Source organism: Streptococcus sp. AM28-20, from assembly GCF_003603595.1.
GTDB lineage: Bacteria > Bacillota > Bacilli > Lactobacillales > Streptococcaceae > Streptococcus > Streptococcus ilei.
In genome coordinates this window covers 665,596-691,541 of record NZ_QTNK01000001.1, presented here as the reverse complement: position 1 = coordinate 691,541, position 25,946 = coordinate 665,596, and the positions used below count along the sequence as shown (strand labels likewise).

Annotated in this window: 33 protein-coding genes; all 33 read left to right on the top strand. The window is 39.7% G+C overall.

Features of this window, described 5'->3' with window-relative positions:
- The first annotated feature begins 3 nt into the window (after window positions 1-3).
- Entirely contained in the window at window positions 4-927 is a 924-nt protein-coding gene (gene eutC / locus DW738_RS03640; RefSeq protein WP_023023519.1) for an ethanolamine ammonia-lyase subunit EutC, read from the top strand.
- 16 nt (window positions 928-943) lie between these two features.
- On the top strand, window positions 944-1,597 hold the full coding sequence (gene eutL, locus DW738_RS03635; protein ID WP_009730856.1) for an ethanolamine utilization microcompartment protein EutL: 654 nt from the start codon (window positions 944-946) through the stop codon (window positions 1,595-1,597).
- A 14-nt stretch (window positions 1,598-1,611) separates the two neighbouring features.
- Window positions 1,612-2,244, top strand: coding sequence for a BMC domain-containing protein (locus tag DW738_RS03630; RefSeq protein WP_023023516.1), 633 nt, complete (start codon window positions 1,612-1,614; stop codon window positions 2,242-2,244).
- 11 nt (window positions 2,245-2,255) lie between these two features.
- The gene (locus DW738_RS03625) at window positions 2,256-3,731 is read left to right on the top strand and encodes an acetaldehyde dehydrogenase (acetylating) (RefSeq protein ID WP_023023514.1); all 1,476 of its coding nucleotides are present in this window, start codon (window positions 2,256-2,258) and stop codon (window positions 3,729-3,731) included.
- 31 nt (window positions 3,732-3,762) lie between these two features.
- Window positions 3,763-4,056, top strand: a complete 294-nt coding sequence (locus tag DW738_RS03620) for a BMC domain-containing protein (RefSeq protein ID WP_123160347.1) — start codon at window positions 3,763-3,765, stop codon at window positions 4,054-4,056.
- Window positions 4,057-4,089: 33 nt separating this feature from the next.
- A complete protein-coding gene (locus DW738_RS03615; RefSeq protein WP_003006897.1) occupies window positions 4,090-4,371 on the top strand; it encodes a BMC domain-containing protein in 282 nt (93 codons plus the stop codon).
- A gap of 203 nt (window positions 4,372-4,574) precedes the next feature.
- Window positions 4,575-5,180, top strand: coding sequence for a hypothetical protein (locus DW738_RS03610; RefSeq protein ID WP_224781603.1), 606 nt, complete (start codon window positions 4,575-4,577; stop codon window positions 5,178-5,180).
- Between the two features lie 16 nt (window positions 5,181-5,196).
- Complete coding sequence (gene eutD, locus DW738_RS03605) at window positions 5,197-5,823, top strand: ethanolamine utilization phosphate acetyltransferase EutD (RefSeq protein ID WP_023023508.1); 627 nt, start codon at window positions 5,197-5,199, stop codon at window positions 5,821-5,823.
- Between the two features lie 26 nt (window positions 5,824-5,849).
- Entirely contained in the window at window positions 5,850-6,491 is a 642-nt protein-coding gene (locus DW738_RS03600; RefSeq protein WP_123160346.1) for an ethanolamine utilization protein, read from the top strand.
- 11 nt (window positions 6,492-6,502) lie between these two features.
- Window positions 6,503-6,781 carry a EutN/CcmL family microcompartment protein gene (locus DW738_RS03595; protein WP_006596194.1) on the top strand — a complete coding sequence of 93 codons (279 nt, stop codon included), beginning with the start codon at window positions 6,503-6,505 and terminating at the stop codon, window positions 6,779-6,781.
- Between the two features lie 16 nt (window positions 6,782-6,797).
- A complete protein-coding gene (locus DW738_RS03590) occupies window positions 6,798-7,892 on the top strand; it encodes an ethanolamine utilization protein EutH (RefSeq protein ID WP_009730863.1) in 1,095 nt (364 codons plus the stop codon).
- 16 nt (window positions 7,893-7,908) lie between these two features.
- On the top strand, window positions 7,909-8,355 hold the full coding sequence (locus DW738_RS03585; protein WP_123160345.1) for a cupin domain-containing protein: 447 nt from the start codon (window positions 7,909-7,911) through the stop codon (window positions 8,353-8,355).
- 233 nt (window positions 8,356-8,588) lie between these two features.
- Entirely contained in the window at window positions 8,589-9,950 is a 1,362-nt protein-coding gene (locus DW738_RS03580) for a cobyrinate a,c-diamide synthase (protein ID WP_123160344.1), read from the top strand.
- Window positions 9,947-10,894 (top strand): adenosylcobinamide-phosphate synthase CbiB, encoded by a 948-nt coding sequence (gene cbiB / locus DW738_RS03575; protein WP_123160343.1) that lies wholly within the window; start codon window positions 9,947-9,949, stop codon window positions 10,892-10,894. The genes DW738_RS03580 and cbiB overlap by 4 nt, the downstream gene beginning before the upstream one ends.
- Before the next feature lie 13 nt (window positions 10,895-10,907).
- Window positions 10,908-11,600, top strand: coding sequence for a cobalt-precorrin-8 methylmutase (locus DW738_RS03570; protein ID WP_023023500.1), 693 nt, complete (start codon window positions 10,908-10,910; stop codon window positions 11,598-11,600).
- 7 nt (window positions 11,601-11,607) lie between these two features.
- Complete coding sequence (locus tag DW738_RS03565) at window positions 11,608-12,285, top strand: cobalt-precorrin-8 methylmutase (RefSeq protein WP_023023498.1); 678 nt, start codon at window positions 11,608-11,610, stop codon at window positions 12,283-12,285.
- 22 nt (window positions 12,286-12,307) lie between these two features.
- Window positions 12,308-13,432: a cobalt-precorrin-5B (C(1))-methyltransferase CbiD gene (gene cbiD / locus DW738_RS03560; RefSeq protein WP_123160342.1), complete on the top strand. Its 1,125-nt coding sequence runs from the start codon at window positions 12,308-12,310 to the stop codon at window positions 13,430-13,432.
- Window positions 13,423-14,049, top strand: coding sequence for a cobalt-precorrin-7 (C(5))-methyltransferase (locus tag DW738_RS03555; protein WP_023023494.1), 627 nt, complete (start codon window positions 13,423-13,425; stop codon window positions 14,047-14,049). Before cbiD ends, DW738_RS03555 begins: the two co-directional genes overlap by 10 nt.
- Complete coding sequence (locus DW738_RS03550) at window positions 14,027-14,590, top strand: decarboxylating cobalt-precorrin-6B (C(15))-methyltransferase (RefSeq protein ID WP_042507465.1); 564 nt, start codon at window positions 14,027-14,029, stop codon at window positions 14,588-14,590. Before DW738_RS03555 ends, DW738_RS03550 begins: the two co-directional genes overlap by 23 nt.
- A gap of 4 nt (window positions 14,591-14,594) precedes the next feature.
- Window positions 14,595-15,368, top strand: coding sequence for a cobalt-precorrin-4 methyltransferase (locus DW738_RS03545; protein WP_023023490.1), 774 nt, complete (start codon window positions 14,595-14,597; stop codon window positions 15,366-15,368).
- The gene (locus tag DW738_RS03540) at window positions 15,358-16,416 is read left to right on the top strand and encodes a cobalt-precorrin 5A hydrolase (protein WP_003006927.1); all 1,059 of its coding nucleotides are present in this window, start codon (window positions 15,358-15,360) and stop codon (window positions 16,414-16,416) included. Before DW738_RS03545 ends, DW738_RS03540 begins: the two co-directional genes overlap by 11 nt.
- A gap of 25 nt (window positions 16,417-16,441) precedes the next feature.
- Entirely contained in the window at window positions 16,442-17,167 is a 726-nt protein-coding gene (cobJ, locus tag DW738_RS03535; protein WP_123160341.1) for a precorrin-3B C(17)-methyltransferase, read from the top strand.
- Window positions 17,164-17,925 (top strand): precorrin-6A reductase, encoded by a 762-nt coding sequence (cobK, locus tag DW738_RS03530; RefSeq protein ID WP_023023486.1) that lies wholly within the window; start codon window positions 17,164-17,166, stop codon window positions 17,923-17,925. Before cobJ ends, cobK begins: the two co-directional genes overlap by 4 nt.
- Window positions 17,922-19,382, top strand: coding sequence for a uroporphyrinogen-III C-methyltransferase (gene cobA / locus DW738_RS03525; RefSeq protein WP_123160340.1), 1,461 nt, complete (start codon window positions 17,922-17,924; stop codon window positions 19,380-19,382). Before cobK ends, cobA begins: the two co-directional genes overlap by 4 nt.
- Complete coding sequence (locus DW738_RS03520; protein ID WP_123160339.1) at window positions 19,375-20,142, top strand: sirohydrochlorin cobaltochelatase; 768 nt, start codon at window positions 19,375-19,377, stop codon at window positions 20,140-20,142. The genes cobA and DW738_RS03520 overlap by 8 nt, the downstream gene beginning before the upstream one ends.
- A gap of 10 nt (window positions 20,143-20,152) precedes the next feature.
- Window positions 20,153-20,857, top strand: coding sequence for a cobalt-factor II C(20)-methyltransferase (locus tag DW738_RS03515; protein WP_123160338.1), 705 nt, complete (start codon window positions 20,153-20,155; stop codon window positions 20,855-20,857).
- 29 nt (window positions 20,858-20,886) lie between these two features.
- The gene (locus tag DW738_RS03510; protein WP_023023478.1) at window positions 20,887-21,615 is read left to right on the top strand and encodes an energy-coupling factor ABC transporter permease; all 729 of its coding nucleotides are present in this window, start codon (window positions 20,887-20,889) and stop codon (window positions 21,613-21,615) included.
- The gene (locus tag DW738_RS03505) at window positions 21,612-21,896 is read left to right on the top strand and encodes an energy-coupling factor ABC transporter substrate-binding protein (RefSeq protein WP_123160337.1); all 285 of its coding nucleotides are present in this window, start codon (window positions 21,612-21,614) and stop codon (window positions 21,894-21,896) included. The genes DW738_RS03510 and DW738_RS03505 overlap by 4 nt, the downstream gene beginning before the upstream one ends.
- A gap of 34 nt (window positions 21,897-21,930) precedes the next feature.
- Complete coding sequence (locus DW738_RS03500) at window positions 21,931-22,620, top strand: CbiQ family ECF transporter T component (RefSeq protein WP_123160336.1); 690 nt, start codon at window positions 21,931-21,933, stop codon at window positions 22,618-22,620.
- Between the two features lie 4 nt (window positions 22,621-22,624).
- Window positions 22,625-23,440 carry an ATP-binding cassette domain-containing protein gene (locus tag DW738_RS03495; RefSeq protein WP_123160335.1) on the top strand — a complete coding sequence of 272 codons (816 nt, stop codon included), beginning with the start codon at window positions 22,625-22,627 and terminating at the stop codon, window positions 23,438-23,440.
- Entirely contained in the window at window positions 23,425-24,924 is a 1,500-nt protein-coding gene (locus tag DW738_RS03490; RefSeq protein WP_123160334.1) for a cobyric acid synthase, read from the top strand. Before DW738_RS03495 ends, DW738_RS03490 begins: the two co-directional genes overlap by 16 nt.
- A complete protein-coding gene (locus DW738_RS03485; protein ID WP_023023468.1) occupies window positions 24,924-25,508 on the top strand; it encodes a cob(I)yrinic acid a,c-diamide adenosyltransferase in 585 nt (194 codons plus the stop codon). Before DW738_RS03490 ends, DW738_RS03485 begins: the two co-directional genes overlap by 1 nt.
- A 2-nt stretch (window positions 25,509-25,510) precedes the next feature.
- Window positions 25,511-25,942, top strand: coding sequence for a bifunctional precorrin-2 dehydrogenase/sirohydrochlorin ferrochelatase (locus tag DW738_RS03480; RefSeq protein WP_023023466.1), 432 nt, complete (start codon window positions 25,511-25,513; stop codon window positions 25,940-25,942).
- Window positions 25,943-25,946 lie beyond the last annotated feature (4 nt).

Genomic DNA, 25,946 nt, shown 5'->3' with positions numbered 1-25,946 from the left:
ACAGTGAATGAACAAGATTTAAAAGAAATGATTCGTTCTTTGTTAAGTGAATTAGATACGAATGCTATAACAGAACCTGAAAAAGAGGTGCAGACAGTTAACTCTGATTTGAAGGCTCCTGTGAGTAATAGTGTTCAACCTGATAAAGAAGAAAGCCACATTGAGGATGGAATTATTCCAGATATCACAGAAGTGGATATTCAGGAACAATTTTTAATTCCGAATGCCATTAACGAAGAAGCTTATCGTAAGATTAAAAAATTCACACCAGCTCGTTTGGGATTGTGGAGAGCTGGTAACCGTTACAAGACTGAAACAGTTCTTCGTTTCCGTGCTGACCACGCGGCGGCACAAGATGCAGTATTCTCTTACGTATCAGATGATTTTGTTAAAGAAATGGGATTCATTCCTGTTCAAACCAAAGCGGCAACTAAAGATGAATACCTAACTCGTCCAGACTATGGTCGTGTGTTCCCAGAAGATCAACAAAAAATTATTAAAGAATCTTGCAAATCAAATCCAAAAGTCCAGATTGTTGTTGGTGATGGATTGAGTTCATCAGCCATTGAAGCAAACGTAAAAGATTTCTTGCCAGCTTTGAAACAAGGTTTGAAAATGTTTGGTCTTGAGTTTAATGAAGTTCTTTTCATCAAACATGCTCGTGTTGCAGCAATGGACCAAATTGCTGAACTTACAGGTGCTGAAGTTATCTGTATGCTTGTAGGTGAACGTCCAGGTTTGGTAACAGCTGAATCTATGAGTGCTTACATGGCTTATAAACCTACAGTTGGTATGCCAGAATCTCGTCGTACAGTAGTATCAAATATCCATAAAGGTGGAACTCCAGCGGTTGAAGCTGGTGCCTACGTGGCTGAAATTATTAAGAAGATTCTTGATAATAAGAAGTCAGGTGTAGAATTAAAATAGAAATGGGGTTTAGATTTTGAGAAATGATAGACTTGGCGCTAACGTATTAAGTGCATTATTGATTTCTAATGTAGATGCAGGGTTGGCAGCATCATTGGAATTGAAACCACATCACAGAAGTTTGGGTATTGTTACCTCTGACTGCGATGATGTAACCTATGTTGCTTTGGATGAAGCAACAAAGGCAGCCGATGTTGAAGTTGTTTACGCTCGCAGTATGTATGCTGGAGCTGGAAATGCCTCAACTAAACTAGCTGGTGAAGTTATCGGTATCCTTGCAGGACCAAACCCAGAAGAAGTTCGTAGTGGCTTGGATGTTGTGGTCTATGAAATTGAAAACGGAGCTAGCTTCTATAGTGCAAATGATGATGATAGTATCCCATATTTTGCTCATTGTATTTCAAGAGCGGGTACTTATTTGTCAGAAGGTGCTAACGCACAAGAAGGAACAGCAATTGCTTACTTGATTGCCCCTCCTGCTGAAGCTATGGTCGGTTTGGATGCTGCTTTGAAAGCTGCTGATGTGACGGTTGGAGCCTTCTATGGTCCACCAAGTGAAACAAACTTTGCCGGTGGTTTATTGACTGGATCTCAATCTGCTTGTCGTGCTGCGTGTGATGCATTTGCACGAACTGTTATTAGTATTGCAGACAATCCACAGAATTATTAAGATGAGGTATGCTCATGGTAGAAAAGGCACTTGGATTAATTGAAGTGCGAGGTTTTCTTGGAGCAATTGTTGTAGCAGATGCTGCTTTGAAAGCTGCAAATGTCTCACTATTAAATGTAGAAACTGTTAAGTCAGGTTTGAACACAGTTCAGTTAGTAGGCGACGTTAGTGCAGTAAGATCAGCTGTAGAAGCTGCAGTTGAGATTGCACAGGATCAACCTTACTATCTTCATAGTCATGTGATTGCACGACTAGACTCACAAACAGATTCAATCCTCATTCCAATTCGTAAGGAAGAGAGTAAAGAAGTGTCAAAAGTTGAAACTACCTCATCTGTTGAAGAAAGTGAATCAAATGATCTTGATTCATTAGAAATAACTGAGGTAATTCCAGAACCTTTAGTGTCAGAAGTTGAAGAAACTAGCGTTGAAGAAATTGTTTCCGATATTGTTTCTGATATTGTGGTTGAAGAGGAAATTCCAACAGAAGGACAGCCGAAATATTCTGAGGAAGAATTAAAAAAATTCAAAGTTGTTGAATTAAGAAGTATTGCTTATCGGGAAGATAAAGTCGATCTGTCTAAGAAAGAAATTAAATTTGCGAATAAACAACTACTTATTCAAACTTTACTAAAATTGAAATCATAGGAGAAAGTTGAATGTATATTGAAGATAAAGATCTTTTATCTATTCAGGAAGTTCGCCATTTGATTCAACGGGCTAAAGTTGCTCAACAAAAACTAGCATTGATGAGTCAAGAACAAATCGATACTATTGTAAAAGTTGTAGCTAAAGCTTGTTATGATCAAAGAGAACGTTTAGCCAAAATGGCCGCAGAAGAAACTGGATTTGGTAAGTGGCAAGATAAAGTTCTTAAAAATGCCCTTGCTTCAAAAGGCATCCTTGAAGAAATCAAGGATATGCGCACAGTTGGTATTTTGCGTGAAGATAAAGAGAATAAAGTTTTTGAAGTAGGTGTTCCAGTTGGGGTCATTGCCGGGTTAATTCCTTCAACCAATCCAACTTCAACAGTTATTTACAAAGCACTTATCGCATTAAAAGGTGGAAACAGTATTGTCTTCTCTCCACACCCACATGCTGCAAAATGTATCAATGAAACAGTTGATATTATTAAAAAGGCAGCGGTTTCAGCAGGATGCCCAGAAGGTGCTGTCAGTGTGATTCAACGTGCTTCGATTGAAGCAACTAATGAATTGATGAAACATAAGGATACAAATCTGATTTTAGCAACTGGTGGAAATGCGATGGTAAAAGCGGCCTATTCTTCAGGAACTCCTGCAATTGGTGTAGGACCTGGTAATGGACCAGCATTTATTGAAAAAACTGCCGATGTTCCTAAAGCTGTTCGTCAAATTCTTGATTCAAAAACATTCGATAATGGTGTGATCTGTGCTTCAGAACAATCTATCATTGTTGAAGAAGAAATGAAAGAAAAGGTTGTCGAAGAGTTTAAACGTCAAGGTGCTTACTTCGTTCCAAAAGAAGATGCGAAGAAATTAGGAGCCTTCATCATTTTACCAAGTGGAGCAATGAATCCAAAAATGGTCGGTAAGACTCCTCAAGTTATCGCAAAACTCGCTGGAATCTCTGTTCCTGATGATGCACGTGTCTTGATTGCTGATGGAGAAGGGGTTGGTAAACAATATCCATACTCAATGGAAAAACTTGCACCAGTTCTTGGTTTCTACACTGTTAAAACATGGGAAGAAGCGTGTGAATTAAGTATTCGTATTCTTCACCATGAAGGTGCGGGTCATACCATGGTAATCCATACACAAAATGAAAACATCGTTCGTGAATTTGCTTTAAGAAAACCTGTTTCAAGAATTTTGGTCAACACTCCTGCAGCGCTAGGAGGAGTTGGTGCTACAACTGGCTTGTTCCCAGCCTTTACTTTAGGTTGCGGAGCTGTCGGTGGAAGTGCTACTTCTGATAATGTCAGTCCATTGAATCTGATTAATATTCGCCGTGTTGCATATGGTACATCAGAATTAGCAGATTTGAGAAATTCTGAAAACCAAGAGATTCTTGACTGTCAAGTCGAAAAGCAAGTTGATGAGGAACAATTGGTCGATCTACTTGTTCAACGTGTGTTATCAAAATTAACTAAATAATTTACTTATTTCATAATTGGAGGAAATTAAAATGGCAAACGCAAACGCATTAGGAATGGTTGAAACAAAAGGTTTAGTAGGTGCTATCGAAGCAGCAGATGCTATGGTAAAAGCAGCGAACGTTACATTGATTGGTAAACAACAAGTCGGAGCTGGTTTGGTAACTGTAATGGTTCGTGGTGATGTAGGTGCTGTTAAAGCAGCAACAGATGCAGGTGCAGCAGCAGCTGAAACTGTAGGTGAATTGGTTTCAGTACATGTTATCCCACGTCCACATTCAGAAGTAGAAGTCATTCTACCACATCAACATCCATCAGCTGAATAATTAAGTTTAAGTCAATAATAGGAGGAAAAGAATATGTCAAACGCAAACGCATTAGGAATGGTTGAAACAAAAGGTTTAGTAGGTGCTATCGAAGCAGCAGATGCTATGGTAAAAGCAGCGAACGTTACATTGATTGGTAAACAACAAGTCGGAGCTGGTTTGGTAACTGTAATGGTTCGTGGTGATGTAGGTGCTGTTAAAGCTGCAACAGATGCAGGTGCAGCAGCAGCTGAAACTGTAGGTGAATTGATTTCAGTACATGTCATCCCACGTCCACATTCAGAAGTAGAAGTAATCCTACCTCATAAAGAGTAGATTTTCAAAATTTCTCATGCAGGTAATCAGCAATTAATGTTTTGATAGGAATAAGCATTTTGATGTAAAGAATATTCATTCATATTAATAGCTGAGCGAGGTTGGGAAGTTATATCTCAACCTCGTTGTATCCCTGTGTTTAATTTGTGGTAGAAGGATGTGAATGCATGACAGTTTATACTGAATCACGAATTAGGAAGCTAATGAAAGATGGACAGGTTAGTGAGCAAAACGTTCTAAAACTCTCGAGTGATGATAAATTGACTCCAGCAGCAAGAGGTTTCTTGCATGATCGCCATATCCAGATAGCTTATACTGATTCGAAAATAAAAACTCAAACAGAGATTAGCAAAACATTTCATAAGACTGTTTCGTCTCTAGAAGAGTCTGCTGTGTATCCACTACTTTTCAAGCTAACGAAACTATATACGTATTTTCTAAGATGCCAAAAAGAACTCCACCTTGCTTTTCTTGATGACAAAGTAGAACAATTAGGAAATCTTCTCCATATTATAGAAAAAATTGTAGGTTGTTATATCGAAGAGGATATATCATACTATAATCAAAATCTTGGTACGAATGAAGAGTTACAATCTGTTCGGGTGATTAAACAGTTGGATCAAGGAAGTGTACAAGTTGATTTCAAATGTGAGAGTTGGAAACTTTCGTGTTATGAGTTATATATTGAGATTGCTAATATTCGGAAGGAATTAGCTCTTGTAGTATCCGAAACTCAGGATATTTATGCTGAGAAACTGATTGCATTATTGAAATCGATTGAAGTATTAGTATGGCTTACTTTAGAATAGAATGTGGAGAATAACAATGTCATTAGAAAATTTAATTGATAAAGTTATTGATAGGATTCAAAATGAACTTGATGGTTCGTTTGAAGTAGAAGCTAGTGGTAGACATGTCCATTTAAGTCGTAAGGAATTAGATGCACTGTTTGGAACAGGATACGAATTGACAAAGGCGAAAGACTTATCTCAACCTGGTCAGTATGCTTCAAAGGAACGATTAACGGTAGTGGGACCAAAAGGAGCCTATCATAATGTAGTTATTTTAGGTCCTGTTAGAAAAGAATCACAAGTTGAAGTATCACTTACAGACTGCTTGCAATTAGGTGTTAAAGCTCCTATTCGCGAAAGTGGTGATATCGAAGGTACTCCAGGTATTGTCTTAGTAAATGGTGATAAGTCTGTCTCTTTGGACAAAGGCTTGATTGTTGCTAAACGCCATGTTCATATGACACCTGAAGATGCTGAAAAATTGGGCGTGAAAAATCATGATATTGTAAAAGTAAAAGTTGAAGGGGCAAGACCTTTAATTTTTGATGATGTTGTGATTCGGGTCAGCCCAAAATTTGCAACCTATATGCATATTGATTACGATGAAGCCAATGCTTGTGGTTTTAGCAAAGGAATTCGTGGTCGTATTATTAAAGACTAGTAGTGCTTGTTGGAGGTAGGTCAAAAATGGAAAATCTAGACAAAATCGTAGATTTGATAACAGACCGTTTAATGGATAAATTACAGGTTGAATCATACAAGTCTTCTGTATTTGTGATCGGGGCATTTGATACTCCGGATATCTTGGAGAGAGAAGGCTATCAAGTTGTAAAAAATTCAAGTAGTGCTGACATCATTCTAGTAGAATCAATTGGTTTTGATGCGATGCTTCGGATAGCTTCTTTGTGTCCACTTACAGAAGAAGAGGCAGTGGTGATTAAGAGTCTTTTAAAAGGAAAGAAGGTTTTGGTTCTAAATGAATCATTTGATTTCCATCAATTTAAACAGACCTCTAAAGCACTATTGTTCCAAGATCTTCAAGAACAGTACGAAAAACTGATCAGATATGGTGTTCAATTCTACAAAAAAGAAGAATTGGTATCCATCCTTGAAGAAAGTACTGGTGGAGAAAATCATAAGCCTGTCCAGGATGAGTCAAAAAATACCTCAACACCTAAAAAAGTTGAGAAGGTTGGCTTGCTAACTGAAAAAAAATTAATTGAAATGAATCTATCTGATAATGATAGCATTCGTCTGAAAAAAGGAATGATTGTGACAGCGCTTGCGAAAGATTATTTAAAACGTCACAATATTAATATTGAAGAATAAGGAGCAACGAGATGTTTGTTGGGAAAGTGAAAGGGAGTCTGTGGGCTACAAGAAAAGATGAAAAACTTAATGGATTAAAGTTTTTAGTGGTCGAGCGACAACTGAATGACCATCAAACAGATCCTGCTTTAGTGATTGCTGCAGACTGTATTGGTGCTGGTGAAGGTGATCAAGTATTGGTTACTACAGGAAGTTCAGCTCGAGTGAGTTTGAATAGACAGGATGTTCCAGTAGATATGGTCATTGTTGGGATCATAGATAAAGTTGAATATCAACTGGATGATTATTGAAAGTAGGGAAGAATTTATGAGTATAAATGAAATTATCATTTACATTATGGTTCTCTTTATGCTTGTTGGTGCAATTGATAAATGTATCGGCGGGAAATTGGGCCTTAGTGAGCAGTTTGAAGAAGGAATTATGGCTATGGGAGCGCTAGCGCTTTCTATGGCTGGGATTATGGTTGTAGCTCCATTGTTAGCTGATTTATTAAAACCTATCATTGTTCCTCTTTATGGTTTGGTTGGTGCGGATCCTTCGATTTTTGCAACCACATTTATCGCGAATGATATGGGTGGAGCACCTTTAGCCTTGAGCTTAGCACAAGATAAAGCTGTTGGTGATTTTGCTGCCTACGTTTTAGGTTCTATGATGGGACCAACGATCGTGTTCACGATCCCTGTTGCCTTAGGTATTATCGAAAAATCAGATCGTCCTTTCTTGGCTCGTGGTATTTTGTACGGTTTGGTAACTGTTCCTGTCGGATGTTTTGTTGGTGGATTGCTTGTTCCAGGTTTGTCATTTGGTACTTTGTTAATCAACTTGATCCCTATTGTCATTGTATCTGCCCTTATTTTCCTAGGATTGCTTCTTATTCCAAATGGCATGATCAAAGGTTTTGAAATCTTTGGTCAAATCATTGTTGTGATCGCAACTTTAGGTTTGGCATTCGGTGCTGCTCAACTCTTGACTGGTAATAAATGGTTGCTTGAGCTTTATCCAAAAGGTGCAGAAACTCTTCAAGAAGCATTTGTTGTTGTTGGTTCAATCGCTGTAACCTTGGCTGGTGCTTTTGGTTTAGTTGCTGTCTTTACCAAAGTAGCCAACAAACCGCTTTCAGCAATCGGTAAATCATTGGGAATGAACGAAGTTGGAGCTGCTGGTTTGGTTGCTTCTTTGGCAAACAACATTGCTATGTTCCAAATGTTAAAAGATATGGATAAACGTGGTAAAATCTTGAATATCGCCTTTGCTGTATCTGCTTCATTCGTGATTGGGGACCACTTAGGATTTACCGCTGGACAAGCTCCTAAAATGATTGTTCCAATGATGATTGGTAAGTTTGTTGGTGGGGTTACTGCCGTATTACTTGCCTACTTCTTGACTAAGAAAGAAGCCTAATCGGAGGTATTGGTAAATGGATTATAATCGTACAGATATTGAATCTTTGGTTCGCAAAATTCTTCTAGAAGAATTGGCAGGTAAAGGTTCTGCTAAACGTGTTAGTAAAGCTGGTGTAGCTTCTATTTCACTACCAAGCTTAGATGTTCGTCCTGAAGATCGTTTGGACACAGGAAATTCTGAACATCAAGTCTATACACGTGATCTTTTGACTCTTGAAGAAAGCCCTCGACTTGGCTTAGGCTTGATGACAATGGATAAGACAACATTCCCTTGGCATTTAGATTATGATGAAGTTGATTATGTGATCGAAGGTCGTTTGGATGTTATCTCTGGTGATGAAGTGATGAGTGCTGGTCCAGGTGAAATCATCTTTATTCCAAAGGGAAGCGATATTCAATTCTCTGTTAAAGATAAAGCGCGCTTTATTTATGTGACTTATCCAGCAGATTGGCAAGGATAATGAACTTTTATATACAATAGTTTATAAGGAGCACCATATGTGTGCTCTTTTTGATTGCGTTTTCAATTTTTCATTGACAAATGCTATAATTTATATTAAAATAAAAACATCTTTAGTGTTTAAGAATGAAGAGAGCACAACGAGGTGCTTAGTAATTTAATAAAGCAACGGAGCTACAAAAAATAGTGTATTTTTTGTAGCTCTATTTTTTCCAAGAGATAGGGGTTTTTAGGATGAAGCAGTTTATGTTAGCTGGTGTATCTAGTGGTGTTGGAAAAACTACCGTAACACTGGCTGTATTAAGAGCTTTAACAGATATGGGGTACAATGTTCAGCCGTATAAAATTGGCCCTGATTATATTGATACTTCTTACCATAGTCGTATTACGAAGAACTCATCTCGTAATCTAGATAATTTTTTAATTCCTGATACGGATTATCTGAAGTGGTCTTATTATCGTTGGCATCAAAATTCCGATGTCGCAGTGGTAGAAGGGGTGATGGGACTCTATGATGGATTAGGAACAGATAAAGATTGTGCCTCTTCTGCATCTGTTGCCAAACAGCTGAATCTACCTGTTGTTTTAATTATTGATGGGAAATCAACCTCGACTTCAGCCGCAGCAATTGTGCATGGTTTTTCTTCATTTGATCCATCGGTAAATATTGTTGGTGTCATTGTCAATCGTGTGGCTTCGGAAACCCATTATCAGCTGATTAAGGGGGCGATTGAGCGCTACACTGATATAGAAGTCCTGGGTTATTTTCCAAAAAATGTTCAAGTTGAACTTCCTTCCAGACACTTGGGATTGATTCCTGATGTAGAAATGGAGGATCTAGAAGAAAAGTTTGCTATTCTTGGAGAGCAAGCTAAAAAAACAATTCAGTTCGATCGCCTATTGGAGAAAGTTGATAGAGAATCAATTGAACTTTCTTCTCCATTCAAACTTGAGAATTCTACCCCATTAACCATTGCATATGCACTTGATGATGCCTTTCATTTTTATTACGAAGACAATCTGGATTTGTTGAGAAGTGCTAATGTCGAGCTCCTTCCATTTAGTCCCTTAAAAGATGAACGGTTACCGGAAGCCGATGCCTATTATTTTGGTGGGGGTTATCCGGAGTTGTTTGCAAAAGAATTGTCTGACAATCGCTCCTTTAGAGAATCAGTTTTAGAAGCTCATCAAAAAGGAATCCCTATCTATGCTGAATGTGGAGGCTTGATGTACCTTGGGAAAAATCTTGAGATCGAGGATCAGTCCTATGAAATGGTTGGGATATTTGATGGCACTAGTGTGATGACCAATGGCCTAAGACGGTTTGGTTACTGTTTTGCAACTACCAATGAAGAATCTTTATTTGGTCCGTCCGGTACGGAAGTTCGAGGTCATGAGTTCCACCATTCCATCTTCAATACTTCTGAAAAAACAGTTTTAGACATCAGAAAAGAAAGAGACGGAGAAGTAGTTTCCAATTGGACGGGGGGCTATCAGAAAGGGAAAACTTTTGCAAGTTACCTCCATGTTCATTTTTATCAAAAGGAACAACTCCTTATGAATTGGATTCATTTTATCTTGGAGTCTAAGAAATGATAGTTGTTGCAATTTTTATCGCTCTTCTTCTGGATTGGTTAATTGGAGATCCTTATTCTTGGCCCCACCCCGTTAAGCTGATTGGAAATTTTATTTATGCTTGTTTGAAACTAGAGAACCTAAAATCAAAATTTCCTTTTCTGTTTGGAATCCTTCTGTGGTTCTCCACGGTTACTTTAACAGTTTCCATTACTTATGGAATTTTGTGGGGCGCTAGTCAACTTCACCCTATTCTCTATTGGGTCGCTTGGATTTATCTGGCTTACACTTGTTTGGCAACTCGTTCTCTTGCTTTTGAAGCTCTTAAGGTCTACAAAGCGGTTCAGTCTGGTTCCATTGAACAGGCTAGATATCAGGTTGGCATGATTGTGGGGAGAGAAACAAATCATCTTTCCATTCCTGAAATTTGTAATGCGACCATCGAAACGGTAGCAGAAAATGCTAGTGATGGCGTAATCGGTCCCTTATTATGCCTATTTCTTGGTGGACCAGTTTTAGCAATGGGCTACAAGGCTATTAATACGCTAGATTCAATGGTGGGCTATAAAACAGCTAAATATCGTAAGATTGGCTTTGTTTCAGCTAAGATGGATGATTTGGTCAATCTCATCCCTGCTCGTTTAACCTGGTTCTTTATGTTAGCCAGTGCTAGAATTTTGCAATTGGATTTCAGGAATGCCTTAAAAATTGGCTGGAGAGATCGCTACCAACATGCAAGTCCAAATAGTGCTTTCCCTGAATCGGTTGTTGCAGGCGCCTTAGGGATTCAACTAGGGGGAGCTCATGTTTATCATGGCGAGTTGATTTCCAAACCAACCATTGGAGACCCAGTTAGAAATGTAGAATCAGAGGATATTTTAACCTCCATTTCTATGCTTTATATGACGACGACAGTTTCAACTTTCGTTTTGTCAATTATTTATTTTATTCTTGTAATTTATTAAAAGAGGAGTATGTATGTCCTATATTAAAAACCCTTCCTCAATTGAGGAAAAAAGTTTTCAGATCATTCAATCGGTGATCGATCAGGATCATCCTGGCTATGAATTTCATGAAGACATGGAAGAGGCTATTATTAAACGCGCCATTCATACCACAGGTGATTTTGACTATCTCTATACCATGAAATTTATCAATCATGTCAATGAGCGAATTGTTGACGTGATTCAGAATAAAGGGACCATCATTGTTGATTCCAGCATTTCTTTAAATGGGATCAATAAACGCGTATTGGACCAAATGGGTGTTTCCTACCGTTGCCTCATTAATGATGAAGATGTCATCCAACTTGCTAAGGAAAAAAACATTACTCGAGCAATGGCTGCTGTTGAAAAAGCAACAGAGATCGAAGGACCTAAAGTATTTGCTTTTGGTGGAGCTCCGACTGCTTTGTTCCATCTCCTTGATTTGATCAAAGAGAAAAAAGTTGAGGTAGATGCGATTATCGGTGTACCTGTTGGATTTATTAATGTCATAGAGTCTAAGGAAGCTTTATTAGAGACCGACTTGCCTGCCATGGTCAATGAAGGACGTAAAGGGGGAAGCACCCTTGTCGTGGCCATTATTAATGCGATTATCTATCAAATGCAAACAATCGTAACAGAAGACTATGTTCGTTATTCAACAGCTTTAAATGATAAAAAAGGATAGGGTATTTATGAATTATATAAAAGTATCAAATCAGATTGAAGAAGCTAGTTTTAAAAAGATTCAAGAAATTATTGATCAAGAACACCCAGATATTGTTTTTGATAATCCATTTCATGAAGCGGTTTGGAAACGCGTTGTTTTTGCGAGTGCGGATTTCGATTACCTCTACAATATCAAATTTTCAAATGATGCCATCGACCATATTTTGGATGTTATCAAAAATAAGGGGACCATTTTTACAGATACGACCATGGTTCTAGGTGGATTTAATAAAAGAATCTTGGATGAACTAGGGGTGGCCTACAGATGCTTGGTCAATGAACCAGCGATTTTTGAAGAAGCTAAGGCAAAAGGGATCACTCGTTCCATGGCAGCGGTAGAACATGCAGCCAATGAGTTGGGTCCTAAGTTGTTTGTATTCGGAAACGCCCCAACTTCTATCTTTAAAGTCTTGGATATGGTAGAAGAAGGAACATTAGTCCCTGATGCTGTTATTGGTGTTCCGGTTGGCTTTGTCGGTGCGGCTGAATCAAAACAAAAACTCCATGAAAGCCAAATTCCTTCTATTGTTGCATTGGGAAGTAAGGGTGGAAGTACGATTGCAGCAGCAGTAGTAAATGCTATTCTGTACCAGTACAAAAAAGAAATGGATGATTACCAACGCTTCGTAGTCCCAAATAATTAAGTAGTGAAGGAAATGGAACTATATGGATGATTACGCATATGTCAATGGAAAAAAACTAAGAAAAGGTTTCACTACTGGAACCTGTGCGACCGCTGCGACAGCTGCAGCGATTAGTATGATTTTGAATCAAGATATCGAAGAAAAAGTTACAGTTTCTACGGCGAATGGTGTCGAAGTAACAATGGATATCAAAGATCCTTCTTTTGGTGAACTTACTGCCAGTGCCGCTGTCGAAAAGGATGGTGGTGATGATGCAGATGCGACGCACGGACTCCTGATTTATTCGACAGTGACTCTCTTGCCGGATTCAAACGACATTGAGATCGATGGAGGAGAAGGTGTGGGGCGCGTCACACAAAAAGGACTGAAATGTGATGTTGGAATGGCAGCGATCAACCCAACTCCTCGGGCAATGATTGAAAAAACAGCCCGACAATTACTTGGTCCAAACTGCGGTGCAAAAATTATAATTTCGGTACCGGGTGGAGAAGAAACAGCCAAGTTGACCTATAATTCACGCTTAGGAATTGTAGGAGGGATCTCCATTTTGGGGACGACAGGAATTGTTAATCCCATGTCAGAAGAGAGTTGGAAGGCGTCCATTACGATTGAATTAACCATGCTGTACAATCAAGGCTATCGATCGGTTGTGTTAGCTCCCGGAAATTACGGCGAGGACTTTGCGACCAATGTGCTGGGGATTCCACCTCATCGAATTGTGAATATGAGTAACTTTGTTGGTCATGTCCTAAAAGAAGTCCAGCGGATCGGCTTTACTCGGGTCCTGATGGTTGGCCATATGGGTAAATTTGTCAAGGTAGCTGGTGGGATTTTCTCAACTCATAGTAAAGACTCAGATGCGCGAATGGAAATCATTATGGCCAATCTCGCCTTGTTGGGTGCTCCAGTTGAACTTCTTGAGAAAGTGGATCAGTGCATTACAACAGATGCGGCTGGGACCTTCATTGAAGAGTATCACTACGAAGAAGTTTATCAAGTGCTAGTGGACAAGATGAAATTCCGATCGGAGCGGTTGCTGCGAAATCGGAAGCCGGAAGTCAGTATTGATGTAGTAACCTTTGGGACAGAAGCTGGCTATCTAGCTTCAACTCAAACATTAGAAGAAATAGCGGAGGAATGGACGTGATCTATGTAATTGGAATAGGGCCAGGAGCCCCTTCCTATGGACTTTTAGGAAGTGAAGAAATATATAAGAAGGCAGATTATATTCTTGGAAGTGAGCGACATTTAGAAATCCTTCCAGCTGCCTATCAAGAAAAAGGGATTGTACCACCAAAGAAACTGGCTGAGTTAGCTCAACTAATAGAGTCTTATCCAGAAGATTCAACCATCCTCTATCTAGCATCAGGCGATCCCCTGATCTATGGTTTGGGAAAATGGTTGTCTGAGAAATTTAAAGGGCGCGTGGTGGTTCAACCAGGAATTTCTTCATTCCAGTACCTCGCAAGCAAAGTCTTTCTCCCTATGAATGATGCCTACTTAACAAGTAGTCATGCAAAAATTCCTGATTTTGATTTCTTGCTTTCTCTACCCAAGGTATTTATGGTGACGGATAAGAAAATTGGTCCCTATGAAATAGCCCAAGAAGCGATGAAACGGGGATTGAAAAAAGTCTTAGTCATTGGTGAAAATCTTAGCTATGAAGATGAAAAAATTGAAATTTTAGCAGAAGATCAAGTAATCGATCGTCAATATGAAATGAATGTGGTGGTAATACTAAATGAAGGATTCGGCATTTATTAGAGCAAAGGTTCCCATGACCAAAGAAGAAGTCAGAGCAATCAGTATTGATAAATTAGACTTACATAAGGCTAAGAGAATGTTGGATGTTGGCTCTGGTACGGGCAGTGTAACGATTCAAGCAGCCGTTTCCTTTCCAAATTTGGAAGTCGTTGCCATTGAACAAAATGAGGACGCTGTTGCCTTGACACAGGAGAATATTGAATACTTTGGGTGTCAGAATATTACTCTGATAAAGGGCAAAGCTCCTGTTGAGCTTGAAGGCCAATTTGATGCTATTTTTGTCGGTGGAACCGGTGGCAACATGGCAGAAATCTTTGAGTGGTGTGAAGATCTGTTAGTTCCAGGTGGCCGCTTTGTTTTAAACTTTATCCTCTTGGAAAATGCAATGGAAGCAATTCAACTTGCTGAAGAGCTGGAATGGCAAGACTTAGACGTCGTATCCATCCAAGCGAGCAGATGGTCTGCCTTAGGAAAAGGGCATTATTTCAAACAGCAAAACCCAACGATTATTGTTTCAGCGGTAAAACCAGAAAGGAAATAAAGGTATGTCAATTGTACATTTTGTAGGTGCAGGACCTGGTGATGTGGAACTCATTACCCTAAAAGGTTATCGAAAATTATCCCAAGCGGACGTGGTCATTTATGCGGGTTCACTCGTGAATCCTGATCTCCTTCAATATTGTAAGGAAGGTGCTGAGATTCATGATAGCGCGTCTATGCATTTGATGGAAATTATCGATGTCATGGAGGAAGCAGTTAAAGCTGGAAAAGATGTCGTTCGCTTACAAACAGGAGATTTCTCTATCTATGGTTCCATTCGTGAGCAAACAGAAGAGATGAAGAAGAGAGGAATTGAATTTGACTGTATTCCTGGAGTGAGCTCTTTCCTAGGAGCTGCCTCAAGTATCGGAACAGAATATACAGTCCCTGAAGTTTCTCAGAGTGTGATTATCACTCGTATGGCTGGACGGACCCCTGTTCCTGACCGGGAATCACTCCGAAGTTATGCTCAACACAGAACCTCGATGGCCATTTTCTTATCTGTACAGGGTATTGAAAAAGTGGTGGCTGAATTGGTCGAGGGTGGCTATCCAAAAGAAACCCCTGTCGCTGTGATTTATAAGGCAACTTGGCCAGATGAACGCAAAGTCTTTGGGACATTGGAGACCATTGCTGAGAAGGTCAAAGAAGCTAAAATTAGAAAAACTGCCTTGATTTTAGTTGGAGATTTCTTGGGTGAAGAGTTTTACTACTCTAAGCTCTATCACAAAGATTTTCACCATGAATTCCGTAAAGGATTGAGTTCGCATGCTAAATGATTCCCCTCGTTATGCCATTGTGGCGGTTACCAACAATGCAAAAAATCTAGGACTAGAGCTCAAGGAAAAACTTGGGATTGATTGTCCGGTCTATACCACTGTGAAAATCGCTGACTCACGAACGGTACCGATTGAAGGGCGTGTCATTGAAGGACTTCGGACGGTATTCCAAGAGGTCGATGTCTTAATTTGTATCATGGCGATTGGTGCGGTTGTCAGAGGCATTGCCCCAGTTATTAAAGATAAAACAACTGACCCTGCTGTGATCGTTATGGATGAAAAAGCCAATCATGTGATTAGTTTGTTAAGTGGTCACTTAGGTGGGGCCAATCAGGTTACACTTAAAATTGCTGAATTATTAGATTCAAATCCAGTAATCACGACCGCAACAGATACACAAAATGTTGTAGCGCTAGATAATATTGCTAAAGAAGTAAATGGGTGGCGGGAAGAATTGCGCCACTTAGTAAAAGTATTTAATTCTTATCTAGCGAATAAGGACTGTGTCTATTTTTATCAAGAAAAGCCTTGGGTATCTGACCTGAGAGGTTTAACAGTAATTGAAGAAAATCAGATTCAGGAAGTCCTTGCTAATAAGAGCCCATTTATTTGGTTGACCTCTCAAGCAGTTGAGGTTGACGAAGAAGTGGTCGCCCTGATTCATCCAAAACCCTATGTTTTAGGAGTTGGGGCAAAGAAGGATCTTCCACCTTCCACATTTATGGAATCTTTTCATGCATTTTGTGAACAAGAGGGAATCTCCGGTTCAGAAATCGCAAAAATTGCTAGTATTGATGTCAAAAAAAATGAACAGGCGATACTAGAATTAGCCCAACACCTTGACTGTCCTTTCCAAACCTACTCCAAGGAGGAACTGCTAGTGGTGGCGGATAAATATCCGCAATCAGAATTTGTCAAGAAGACTGTTGGGGTTGGAAGTGTGGCGCTTGCTAGCGCTGATCTTGCAAGTAAAGGAAATGTGCTAACCCAACGGTTCGCACAAAATGGTGCAACATTTGCACTTGGTAAATTAGTTAACAATTATTAAATATTAAAAACAAGGAGAAATAAATATGTTATACGTTATTGGACTTGGCCCAGGTAAAGAAGAATTGATGTCTCAAGAGGCATTGCAAGCAATCAAAGATTGTGAAATTATTGTAGGGTATTCTACCTACATGCGTTTGATCAAAGATCTTGTAAAAGATAAAGAAATGGTTGCGACTGGGATGCGTCATGAAATTGAACGCTGTCAAAAAGCCATTGATCTAGCTCACGAAACTGGAAAAAATGTTGGGGTTGTTTCGAGTGGGGATGCCGGTGTCTATGGGATGGCTGGTTTGATCCTCGAGTTATTAGAAGAAAACGATACGCTTGAAGTGAAAGTAGTACCAGGAATTACAGCAAGCCTTGGAGCAGCTGCAGTGATGGGAGCACCTCTCATGAACGACTTCTGTCATATTTCACTTAGTGACTTGATGACTCCATGGGAAATGATTGAAAAACGTCTTCATGCAGCAGCACAAGGTGACTTTGTTGTTTGTCTGTACAATCCAAGAAGTAAAGGTCGTCCAGAGCACTTAGCAAGAGCGCTTGAAATTATGTCTCAATACAAATCGAAAGATACGATTGTCGGAATTGGGAAGGATATCGGACGTAAGGAAGAACAAATTGTGCTTACTACGATTGAAGACTTGGATGAAACTCTTGTAGACATGACTACAATTGTCATTGTTGGAAACAAAGAGACTTATGTGAAAAATGGACGCATGATCACACCTCGAGGATATACACTATGATGAAACTACTTTTCGGTGGAACAGCTGAAAGTACAGAGATTCTTGAATTCCTCTCGCAACAGAATATCCCGGTGACTACCTCTGTTGTGTCGGATTATGGCCGCCATTTAGCTTCTAAATTTGGGCAGAACGTGGTCCAAGGAAGAATGACAGCTGACCAAATGGTTGCTTTCATCAAAGAGAATGACGTTGATGAAATAATTGATGCTTCCCATCCCTTTGCGGATATTGTCTCTCAAGAAGCGATGAAAGCAGCTAATCAGGCGGGGATTCCCTATGTGCGCTTTGAAAGACAAGCTACCCTCGACTTATCTGGTGCTACCGTTGTCCATTCAACAGAAGAAGCCATTGAATACATCAAAGAGAAACAGTATAAAACAGTCTATTTAGGAACTGGAAGCAAAACCTTGCCATTATTTGTTCATGGTTTACCAGAGTCGCGTATTGTGGTTCGTGTTCTTCCGACTTCAGAAGTTCTAAAAGGATGTGAAGAGTTGGGACTTGTTCCGGATCAAATCGATGCGATCAAGGCTCCTTTCTCTAAAGAGTGTAACAAGCAATTGCTGGCTCGCTCCAAAGCGGAAGTATTTGTTTCCAAAGAAAGTGGAAGTATTGGTGGGATTCGGGAAAAAATCGAAGGCTGTCAAGAACTTGGAATGGATTGTGTGATTATTTCACGACCAATTGTCAACTATCCTAAAGTAGTATCAACTATTGAGGAATTGGAAACCCATTTAAAGAAAGAGGTGAATGGATGAGAGGCTTTGTTAGTTTAGTAGGTGCAGGTCCAGGCGATGAAGAATTAATCTCTATCAAAGGAGCACGGAGACTAGAAGAGGCAGATGTTCTCATCTATGACCGCTTAGTCAATCCTATGCTTCTGACCTATACAAAAGCCAACTGTGAAAAGATCTATGTTGGCAAGATTCCTAATCAACCATGTGTTTCTCAAGAAAAAATTGAAGAAGTTTTGGTTGCAAAAGCCAAAGAAGGGAAAAAAGTTGTTCGCCTAAAAAGTGGCGATCCCTATATCTTTGGTCGAGGAGGAGAAGAAGCTCAAACTCTTATCCAAGAAGGGATTCCCTTTGAAGTAGTACCAGGAATTACCTCTGCTATAGCAGGACTAGCCTATGCAGGAATTCCCATGACCTTTAGAAATATCGCGACTAGCTTTCATGTCTTTACTGGCCATCTACAAGATGCCAGTGAAGCACTGAATTGGGATGCGATTTCCCACTTAAAAGGGACGCTAGTCTTCCTTATGGGAATGAAAAACTTGCAGACCATTTGTGAGGAATTGATGGTTCGTGGTTACGATAAGGAAACTCCAGTTGCGATTATCGAATGGGCTACTCACCCTCAACAACGTTCCATTGATGGCAAATTAGAGACCATTATTGAACTGGCTGAAAAACACCAGATGAAAGCACCAAGTTTGATTGTGATTGGGGACGTTGTTGCTTTCCGTGAGGAACTGAACTACCATGAAAAATTGCCTTTGTTCGGTCGAAGCCTTTTGGTGCAAGAAACTCCTAATGCTAAGCTTCCGAAATTGTTAAAGGATGCTGGGGCGACAGTGTATGCTTTTCAGTCACCAAGTAAATTGCTTGCAAAAGAATTGCAACTTCCTCAACTTTCTAGCATCGATGGTTTAGTAGTGACAGACCCAAGTTCTTGGAACTTCTTTGTTGCCTATTTGCAACAAGAAGACCTGGATATTCGGAGTCTCAGTCATTTGAAGATTGTAGCAAGTGGGCATCATACCATCAGGACCATTAAAGAAGCAGGAATTCGCCTCTATGATCAAATCAATGATGTTGCAGAAGAGAATTTTGTGAAACGGATGAGGGAGCAAGAAGGAAACTGGATCATTCTAACTTCTGATATTAAGGAAAAAGCAGTATCAGAGGTTTTGAGCTTCCCAATCCACACTACTCATTCTGTGGCCTTTGAAAGTGAATCTTTCGCATACCATGCAGAGGATATCCAGTTGATCTGTTTGCCAAACTCTGCTGCAGCTTACCACTTTGTTTTGATGGCGGAGAAAACCCAAGAGAATTGGAAAGAGAAACCGATTGTCATTATGGGAGACAATACCAGATCTGTATTGGAAAAAGCTGGCTATCATCAGTTGATTGAAACAGAAGAAAGAACCTTAAAATCGGTCTGTGAAGCTTGCCAAACTTTTTTTAGAAGGGAAAGTGAAAATGAGTAAAGCCATTATTGTTGTCAGTTTCGGAACCACCTATCCTGAAACACGGCAGAAAACCATTCAAGCCTGTGAAGAAACCATTCAAGAGCGCTTCCCAGATTTTCAAGTCCACCGTGCCTTCACTTCTAATGTTGTCATTAAGCGCATTAAAGAAAACGAAGGCATCACAGTTCCAACTGTGAACCAATTATTGGAACAATTAAAAAAGGATGGTGTCAAAGAAGTTTATATTCAACCACTCCACATTATCTTAGGAAGTGAGTATGAAAAAGTGGTGCACCAAGCCAACCAGTTTAAAGAAGATTTTGAACTTCTAAAAATCGGGAAACCTCTTCTTTTCAGTGAAGAAGATTATGAAAATGTTGCAAATATCCTTGTAAAAGAATACAATAATAATAATGCAGATGAAGCAACCATCCTTATGGGGCATGGTAGTCAGCATTATGCCTTTACTGCCTATGCTGCTTTGGATCATATGCTGACGGATGAAGCTGTCTATATCGGCTGTGTCGAGTCTTACCCTCCAGTAGAGTTACTTGAAAAACGTCTAGAAGCTAAAGGCGTTAAAAAAGTTCACCTTGCTCCCTTTATGTTAGTGGCTGGTGATCATGCTACTAATGATTTGTGTTCGGATGAAGAAGGTTCATGGAAACACTTCTTTACAGAAAAAGGATACCAAGTAGAGACGCACTTGATTGGACTTGGTGAATACCCAAGTGTTCAAGGACTCTATGTTCAACACCTAGAAAAGATTATTCAATAGGAGGTCAAAAATGGCAACATTTTACGGTATTGGTATTGGTCCAGGTGACAGTGAGCTCGTAACCGTTAAAGCCAAAAATATTCTGCAAACATTGGATATTTTGTACACTCCTGAAGCCAAGCGTGGTTCCAAGAGTGTGGCATTGACGATTGCAAGTCCTTATGTCAGTGATCATCTAGAAATTAAACAGCGCCACTTTCCAATGGTTCGTTCGTTAGAAAAGAAAGAACCTCAATGGGAACAAATTGCTGCTGAAATTGTAGAAGATGTAAAAGCTGGGAAGAATGTTGGCTTTATCACATTAGGAGATCCGATGGTCTATAGTACCTATAGTTATCTCTTGAGATTAATTGGGGATAACATCGATTCGCAAACAATTCCCGGCATTACCTCATTTGGTAGTATGGCTTCTGTCCTAGGGCAACCTTTAACAATGGATGAGGAGTCCTTTGCAGTTGTGCCAGCTACAGCGGATACTGAGAAGATTGACCAAGCACTAGCGATTCATGATACAGTTGTGATTATGAAAGTGGCCAATCATTTGGATGTGATTCTTCCCTTGTTGGAGAAGTACGATCTGATTGAAAAAACTTTTTTAGTGAGTCATGCTTCTACTGAAAAGCAAAGGATTATGTACGGAGTCTCGGACTTAACAGTCGAAGACAAATTGGATTATTTTACAACCCTATTGGTTAAGAAAAATCCGTTAGGCTAATAAAATATAATAAATAAAGGAGTTCTATTATGAAACGTAATAATAAAATGCTAGCGATTGCTATCCTAGCTTTGCTGATTATTTTTAGACCTCAACCGGTTGCTGCCATGCATATTATGGAAGGGTATCTACCTTTAGTATGGTGTATTGTCTGGTTCTTGCTATTTTTACCATTCTTCATTTTTGGTTTGGTCAAAATTAAGAAGATTATTTCAAAAGATCCAAATTCAAAAACCATGTTGGCCTTGTCCGGTGCCTTTATCTTTATCTTATCTTCGTTGAAGATCCCTTCAGTAACAGGATCTAGCTCTCACCCAACAGGTGTTGGTTTGGGAACAGCTATGTTTGGGCCATCTGTTATTAGTGTATTAGGAACGATTTGTTTGCTCTTCCAAGCTTTGCTTCTTGCTCATGGTGGATTGACAACCCTAGGTGCTAATGCCTTTTCAATGGCAGTTGTTGGTCCTTTTGTTGGGTTTGCAGTTTATAAATTTAGCCGTTCCTTGAAATTGTCTAAGCCAGTATCCCTCTTCTTGTGTGCGACCATTGCTGACTTAGCAACATACGCAACAACTTCGCTTCAACTTGGATTGGTCTTCCCAGATCCAACTACTGGATTTGTTGGTTCAACCATTAAGTTCTTGGGAGTCTTTCTGATTACGCAAATTCCAATTGCCATTGTAGAAGGACTACTTACAGTTATCTTCTATAACTTGATTTCTGAAAATGCGACAGAAAGAGAGGGATTATTCCTATGAAAAAACACAAGAATCTTTTGTTACTAGTAGCTATTGTTTTGATTATCCTTGGTGCTTTCTTATTTGCGCCTAAGGGAGTTGAATATAGTGGTACAGATGATGCTGCAGAAAATGCCATCTCAACCATTCAGAAAGATTATGAACCATGGTTCTCACCATTGTTTGAACCACCAGGCTCAGAAGTTGAAAGTTTGCTTTTTACCCTTCAAGGTAGTATCGGTGCGGGCATTATCTTTTATGTGATCGGTTACCATCGAGGGAAAAAACACCAAGATAAATAAGTCATTGTATTAAGTATTTGTAGGGGAGGAAACTATGTTTGTGATTGATCGCTATGCTTATAACAACCGTTGGACGGCAGTTCCAGTGGTGCATAAATTTATTTTATATGTTTTATTGATGGTTATCTCATTCTCTGGTTTCCTTCCTTTACAAATCTTGTTAATGGTTGCGATGGTACCTTTGACTTGCTATATTGCCAAAGTTCCAGTTTTAAAATACCTAGGCTGGTTTCGTTACCCCTCTATTTTTATCTTATTGAGTATGGCAACCTTTGTTTTCAGCTATGGAGAAAATAGTCAGCAGTTCTTAATGGCCTTCCCTGTAGGGAGCCATGGCTATTTTGGTATTTTCCAGGCTTCGGCAAAACAAGTGCTTCCGATTGTGATGAGAATATACTGTTCTTTAATTTCAACCTATTTTTTTGCATTAACCATTCCATTTAATCAAATGATGAAGTTGTTTAAACGTCTTCATTTACCTGATATCCTAATGGAATTAATCGTTCTCATGTATCGCTTTATCTTTTTAGTCTTAATCGAATTTATAACCATTCGCGATACCTTAGATTTAAAATTTTCATTTGTAAATAAGAAAAAGACCTATCTTGCGTGGGGAAGATTAGCCAATACCTTGTTTGTCAAATTATTGGCGGATAATCAGCGGTTAAATGATGTCTTAACCTTGAAATTTGCTCAAGCAAAAGAAATCGATGAAGAGGAATAAAAATATGTTAAAATTAGAGAATATTACGGTTTTATTTGATGATTTGAAAGCTGTGGACCAAGTGAATATGGAATTCATGGAGGGAAAGATCACCGGGATTATTGGAACCAATGGTTCCGGGAAATCTACCCTGATGAAGGTCATGACCAAGCTTCTCAAGCCCCAAGAAGGCAGTGTGAGTTTGGATAATCAGGTGATTCAAGATAAGAAGAAAGCCTTGTTTGCCTATCGACAAGAAGTCAATATGGTCTTTCAAAATCCGGAGCAACAATTGTTTTATACTATTGCCAAAGATGATATTGGGATGGCGCTAGAGAATTTAGGGTACTCTAAAGAGGAGTGTGAGAAACGGGTTCAAGAAGCAATTGAACTGATGGACATCGAGGAATTGCAGGACCGACCTGTGCAATACTTGAGTTACGGCCAAAAGAAAAAAGTAGCCATTGCGGGAATGTTAGCTCTTAAACCACGATTTCTATTATTAGATGAGCCAACCGCTGGGCTGGATCCTAAAGGGCGGGACCAAATGGCTATGATTATGAAAAGACTTGTTTCTAATGGAACCAGCATTATTGTTACCAGCCACGACATGGATCTCATGTATGACTGTTGTGACTATGCCTACCTTATCAAAAAAGGCAAGATCATGACCCAAGGAACAAAATATGAAGTGTTCCAGGAAGAAAACTTGTTATTGGATGCTGGACTTTCTGTTCCATGGATTGTCAAACTCCATCAGGCCATCCAGACGCCCCTAGTTGAAAATGAAAAGATCCTATTTGAGCAGTTGAAAGAAGGATATGTATGGCAAAATCGTTAATGATTCAGGGCACAGCTTCAGATGCTGGTAAAAGTTTAATTGCAGCAGGCTTGTGCCGTATTTTAAAGCAAGATGGCTACACGGTCGTTCCCTTTAAATCTCAAAATATGGCCTTGAACTCCTTTATCACCAAAAATGGATTTGAGATGGGGCGAGCACAGGTAGTCCAAGCAGAAGCAGCAGGCATTGATCCAGATGTCCGTATGAATCCGGTCTTACTCAAGCCTACTTCGGACCGCAAATCTCAAGTGGTTTTTATGGGGAAAATCCTAAAAGATATGGATGCAGTGGATTACCATGAATTTAAGCAAGAGTTACTGCCTAAAATCAAAGAGGTCTACCAAGAATTAGACCAGGAGTATGATGCTATTATCTTGGAAGGAGCGGGTAGTCCAGCTGAAATCAACCTAAATGAACGCGATATCGTCAATATGGGGATGGCGCGTCTGGTTGATGCTCCGGTCATCTTAGTTGCGGATATTGACAAAGGAGGAGTATTTGCCTCTATTTATGGTACAATCGAATTGATGCCAGATGAAGACCGCAAACGGATCAAAGGGGTTCTGATCAATAAATTTAGGGGAGATGTCGCCCTCCTTCAATCCGGAATTGATATGATCGAAGAGCTGACTCACGTGCCTGTCCTAGGAGTGGTCCCTTATGCAGATATCGATATTGATAGTGAGGATAGTGTAGCTTTAGGAAGTAAAGGCCGCAGCTTTAATCATGAAAAAGATCTGGATGTGGCCATTATCACCCTGAAACGCATTTCCAACTTCACAGATTTTCATAGTTTAGAAATTCAACCGGACGTTTCGGTTCGTTATGTCATGCCAGGGGATGCTATTGGAAATCCGGATCTCTTGATTCTACCTGGAAGTAAAAATACCATCGAAGATATGCAAGTTCTCCAAGATTCAGGGATTGTTGATGAAATCCGTAAGTGCGCTGATGAAGGCATTCGCATTTTTGGAATTTGTGGAGGCTTCCAACTCTTAGGCAAGAAAATTTCGGATCCAAGCCATGTTGAATCAGAATTGGATGAAATTGAAGGCTTAGGACTTCTTGATGTTGAAACCCAGATGCAAGGAACTAAACGAACCACTCAGGTTCAAGCAGAACATGAGGGTCAACTCTTAGAAGGTTACGAAATCCATATGGGTGAAACTGAAATTTCTGATCAGGTATCGCCTTTCTCTCGCATTGTCCTTCAGAATGGCGAAGAGACTAGTCGGTATGATGGTGCCGTTTCACCCGATAAACGAATCCAAGGAACCTATCTTCACGGGGTCTTTGATAATTCTCAATGGACGCGCGATTATTTGAACCAAATCCGCATGGAAAAGGGCTTGGAACCCATCACGGACCAGGCGATCGATCTCAAAGAATTTAAGGATTTGCAATATGATAAACTGGCAGCAGTTATTCGTGATGCAGTCGATATGAATAAGATTTACCAGATTATGAACGGAGAAGAGCTTTAATGAGAATTTACACAAAGTATGGGGATAAAGGGTTTACCCGACTATATGGTGGGGATCGTGTGTCTAAAACACATATTCGTGTGGAAGCATATGGAACCATGGACGAATTGTGCTCTCAAGTTGGCTACCTGGTATCTGAAATGAAGGAATACAAAGAATTAGATGATATCAGGGAAGAATGTGAAGAAATTCAGCAACATTTATTTGACTGTGGAAGTGATCTTGCTACTCCTAGAGAATTGAGACCTTACAAACAACAGGAGTCAGATATTACCTTCCTAGAAGAAAAAATGGATGCTTATATGCACATTCCGGAAAAGATTGATCGCTTCATTATTCCTGGTGGCCATCGGATCGCCAGTCTCTGTCATGTAGCTCGTACCATGACCCGTCGATTGGAGCGAAAAATGGTTGCTGTCATTGAAGCGGATGAAATGGTCAATGAAGTCGGCTTGATCTATATCAATCGCCTGTCAGATTACTTCTTTGTCATTGCTCGCTTGGTCAACCATCGCTTAGAAGTCAAAGATACAGTCTATAAACGAAGTGCTAAGATTTTTAGAGAAAGAAAAGAGGGAGAATAGTCATGTATCCCGTCATGATGAATATCCAAAATAAACCAGTCGTCATTATTGGTGGGGGAAAAGTAGCAGCCCGCAAGATTAAGACTTTATTGTCAGAAGGGGCGAAGGTTACTGTGATTAGTCCTGAAATCAATGGTGCAATTCCCAAGGCGCAGGTTAAATGGATTCAAAGAAGCTACCAAACAGGGGATTTGCAAGGAGCAAAACTGGTATTTGCCTGCACAGATAACCAGGAAGTCAATAAAAAAGTGATGGAAGAGGCACATCCTAGTCAGTTCGTCAATAATACTGGTGATAAGAAAAATTCAGATTTTTATAATGTGGCTATTGCTTCAAATAAGGAACTTTCCGTCATGATCTCTACAAACGGCTTATCTCCATCGCGCTCAAAAGAAGTCAGAAAAAAGATAGAACAACTTTTAGATCAATTGTAAGAAC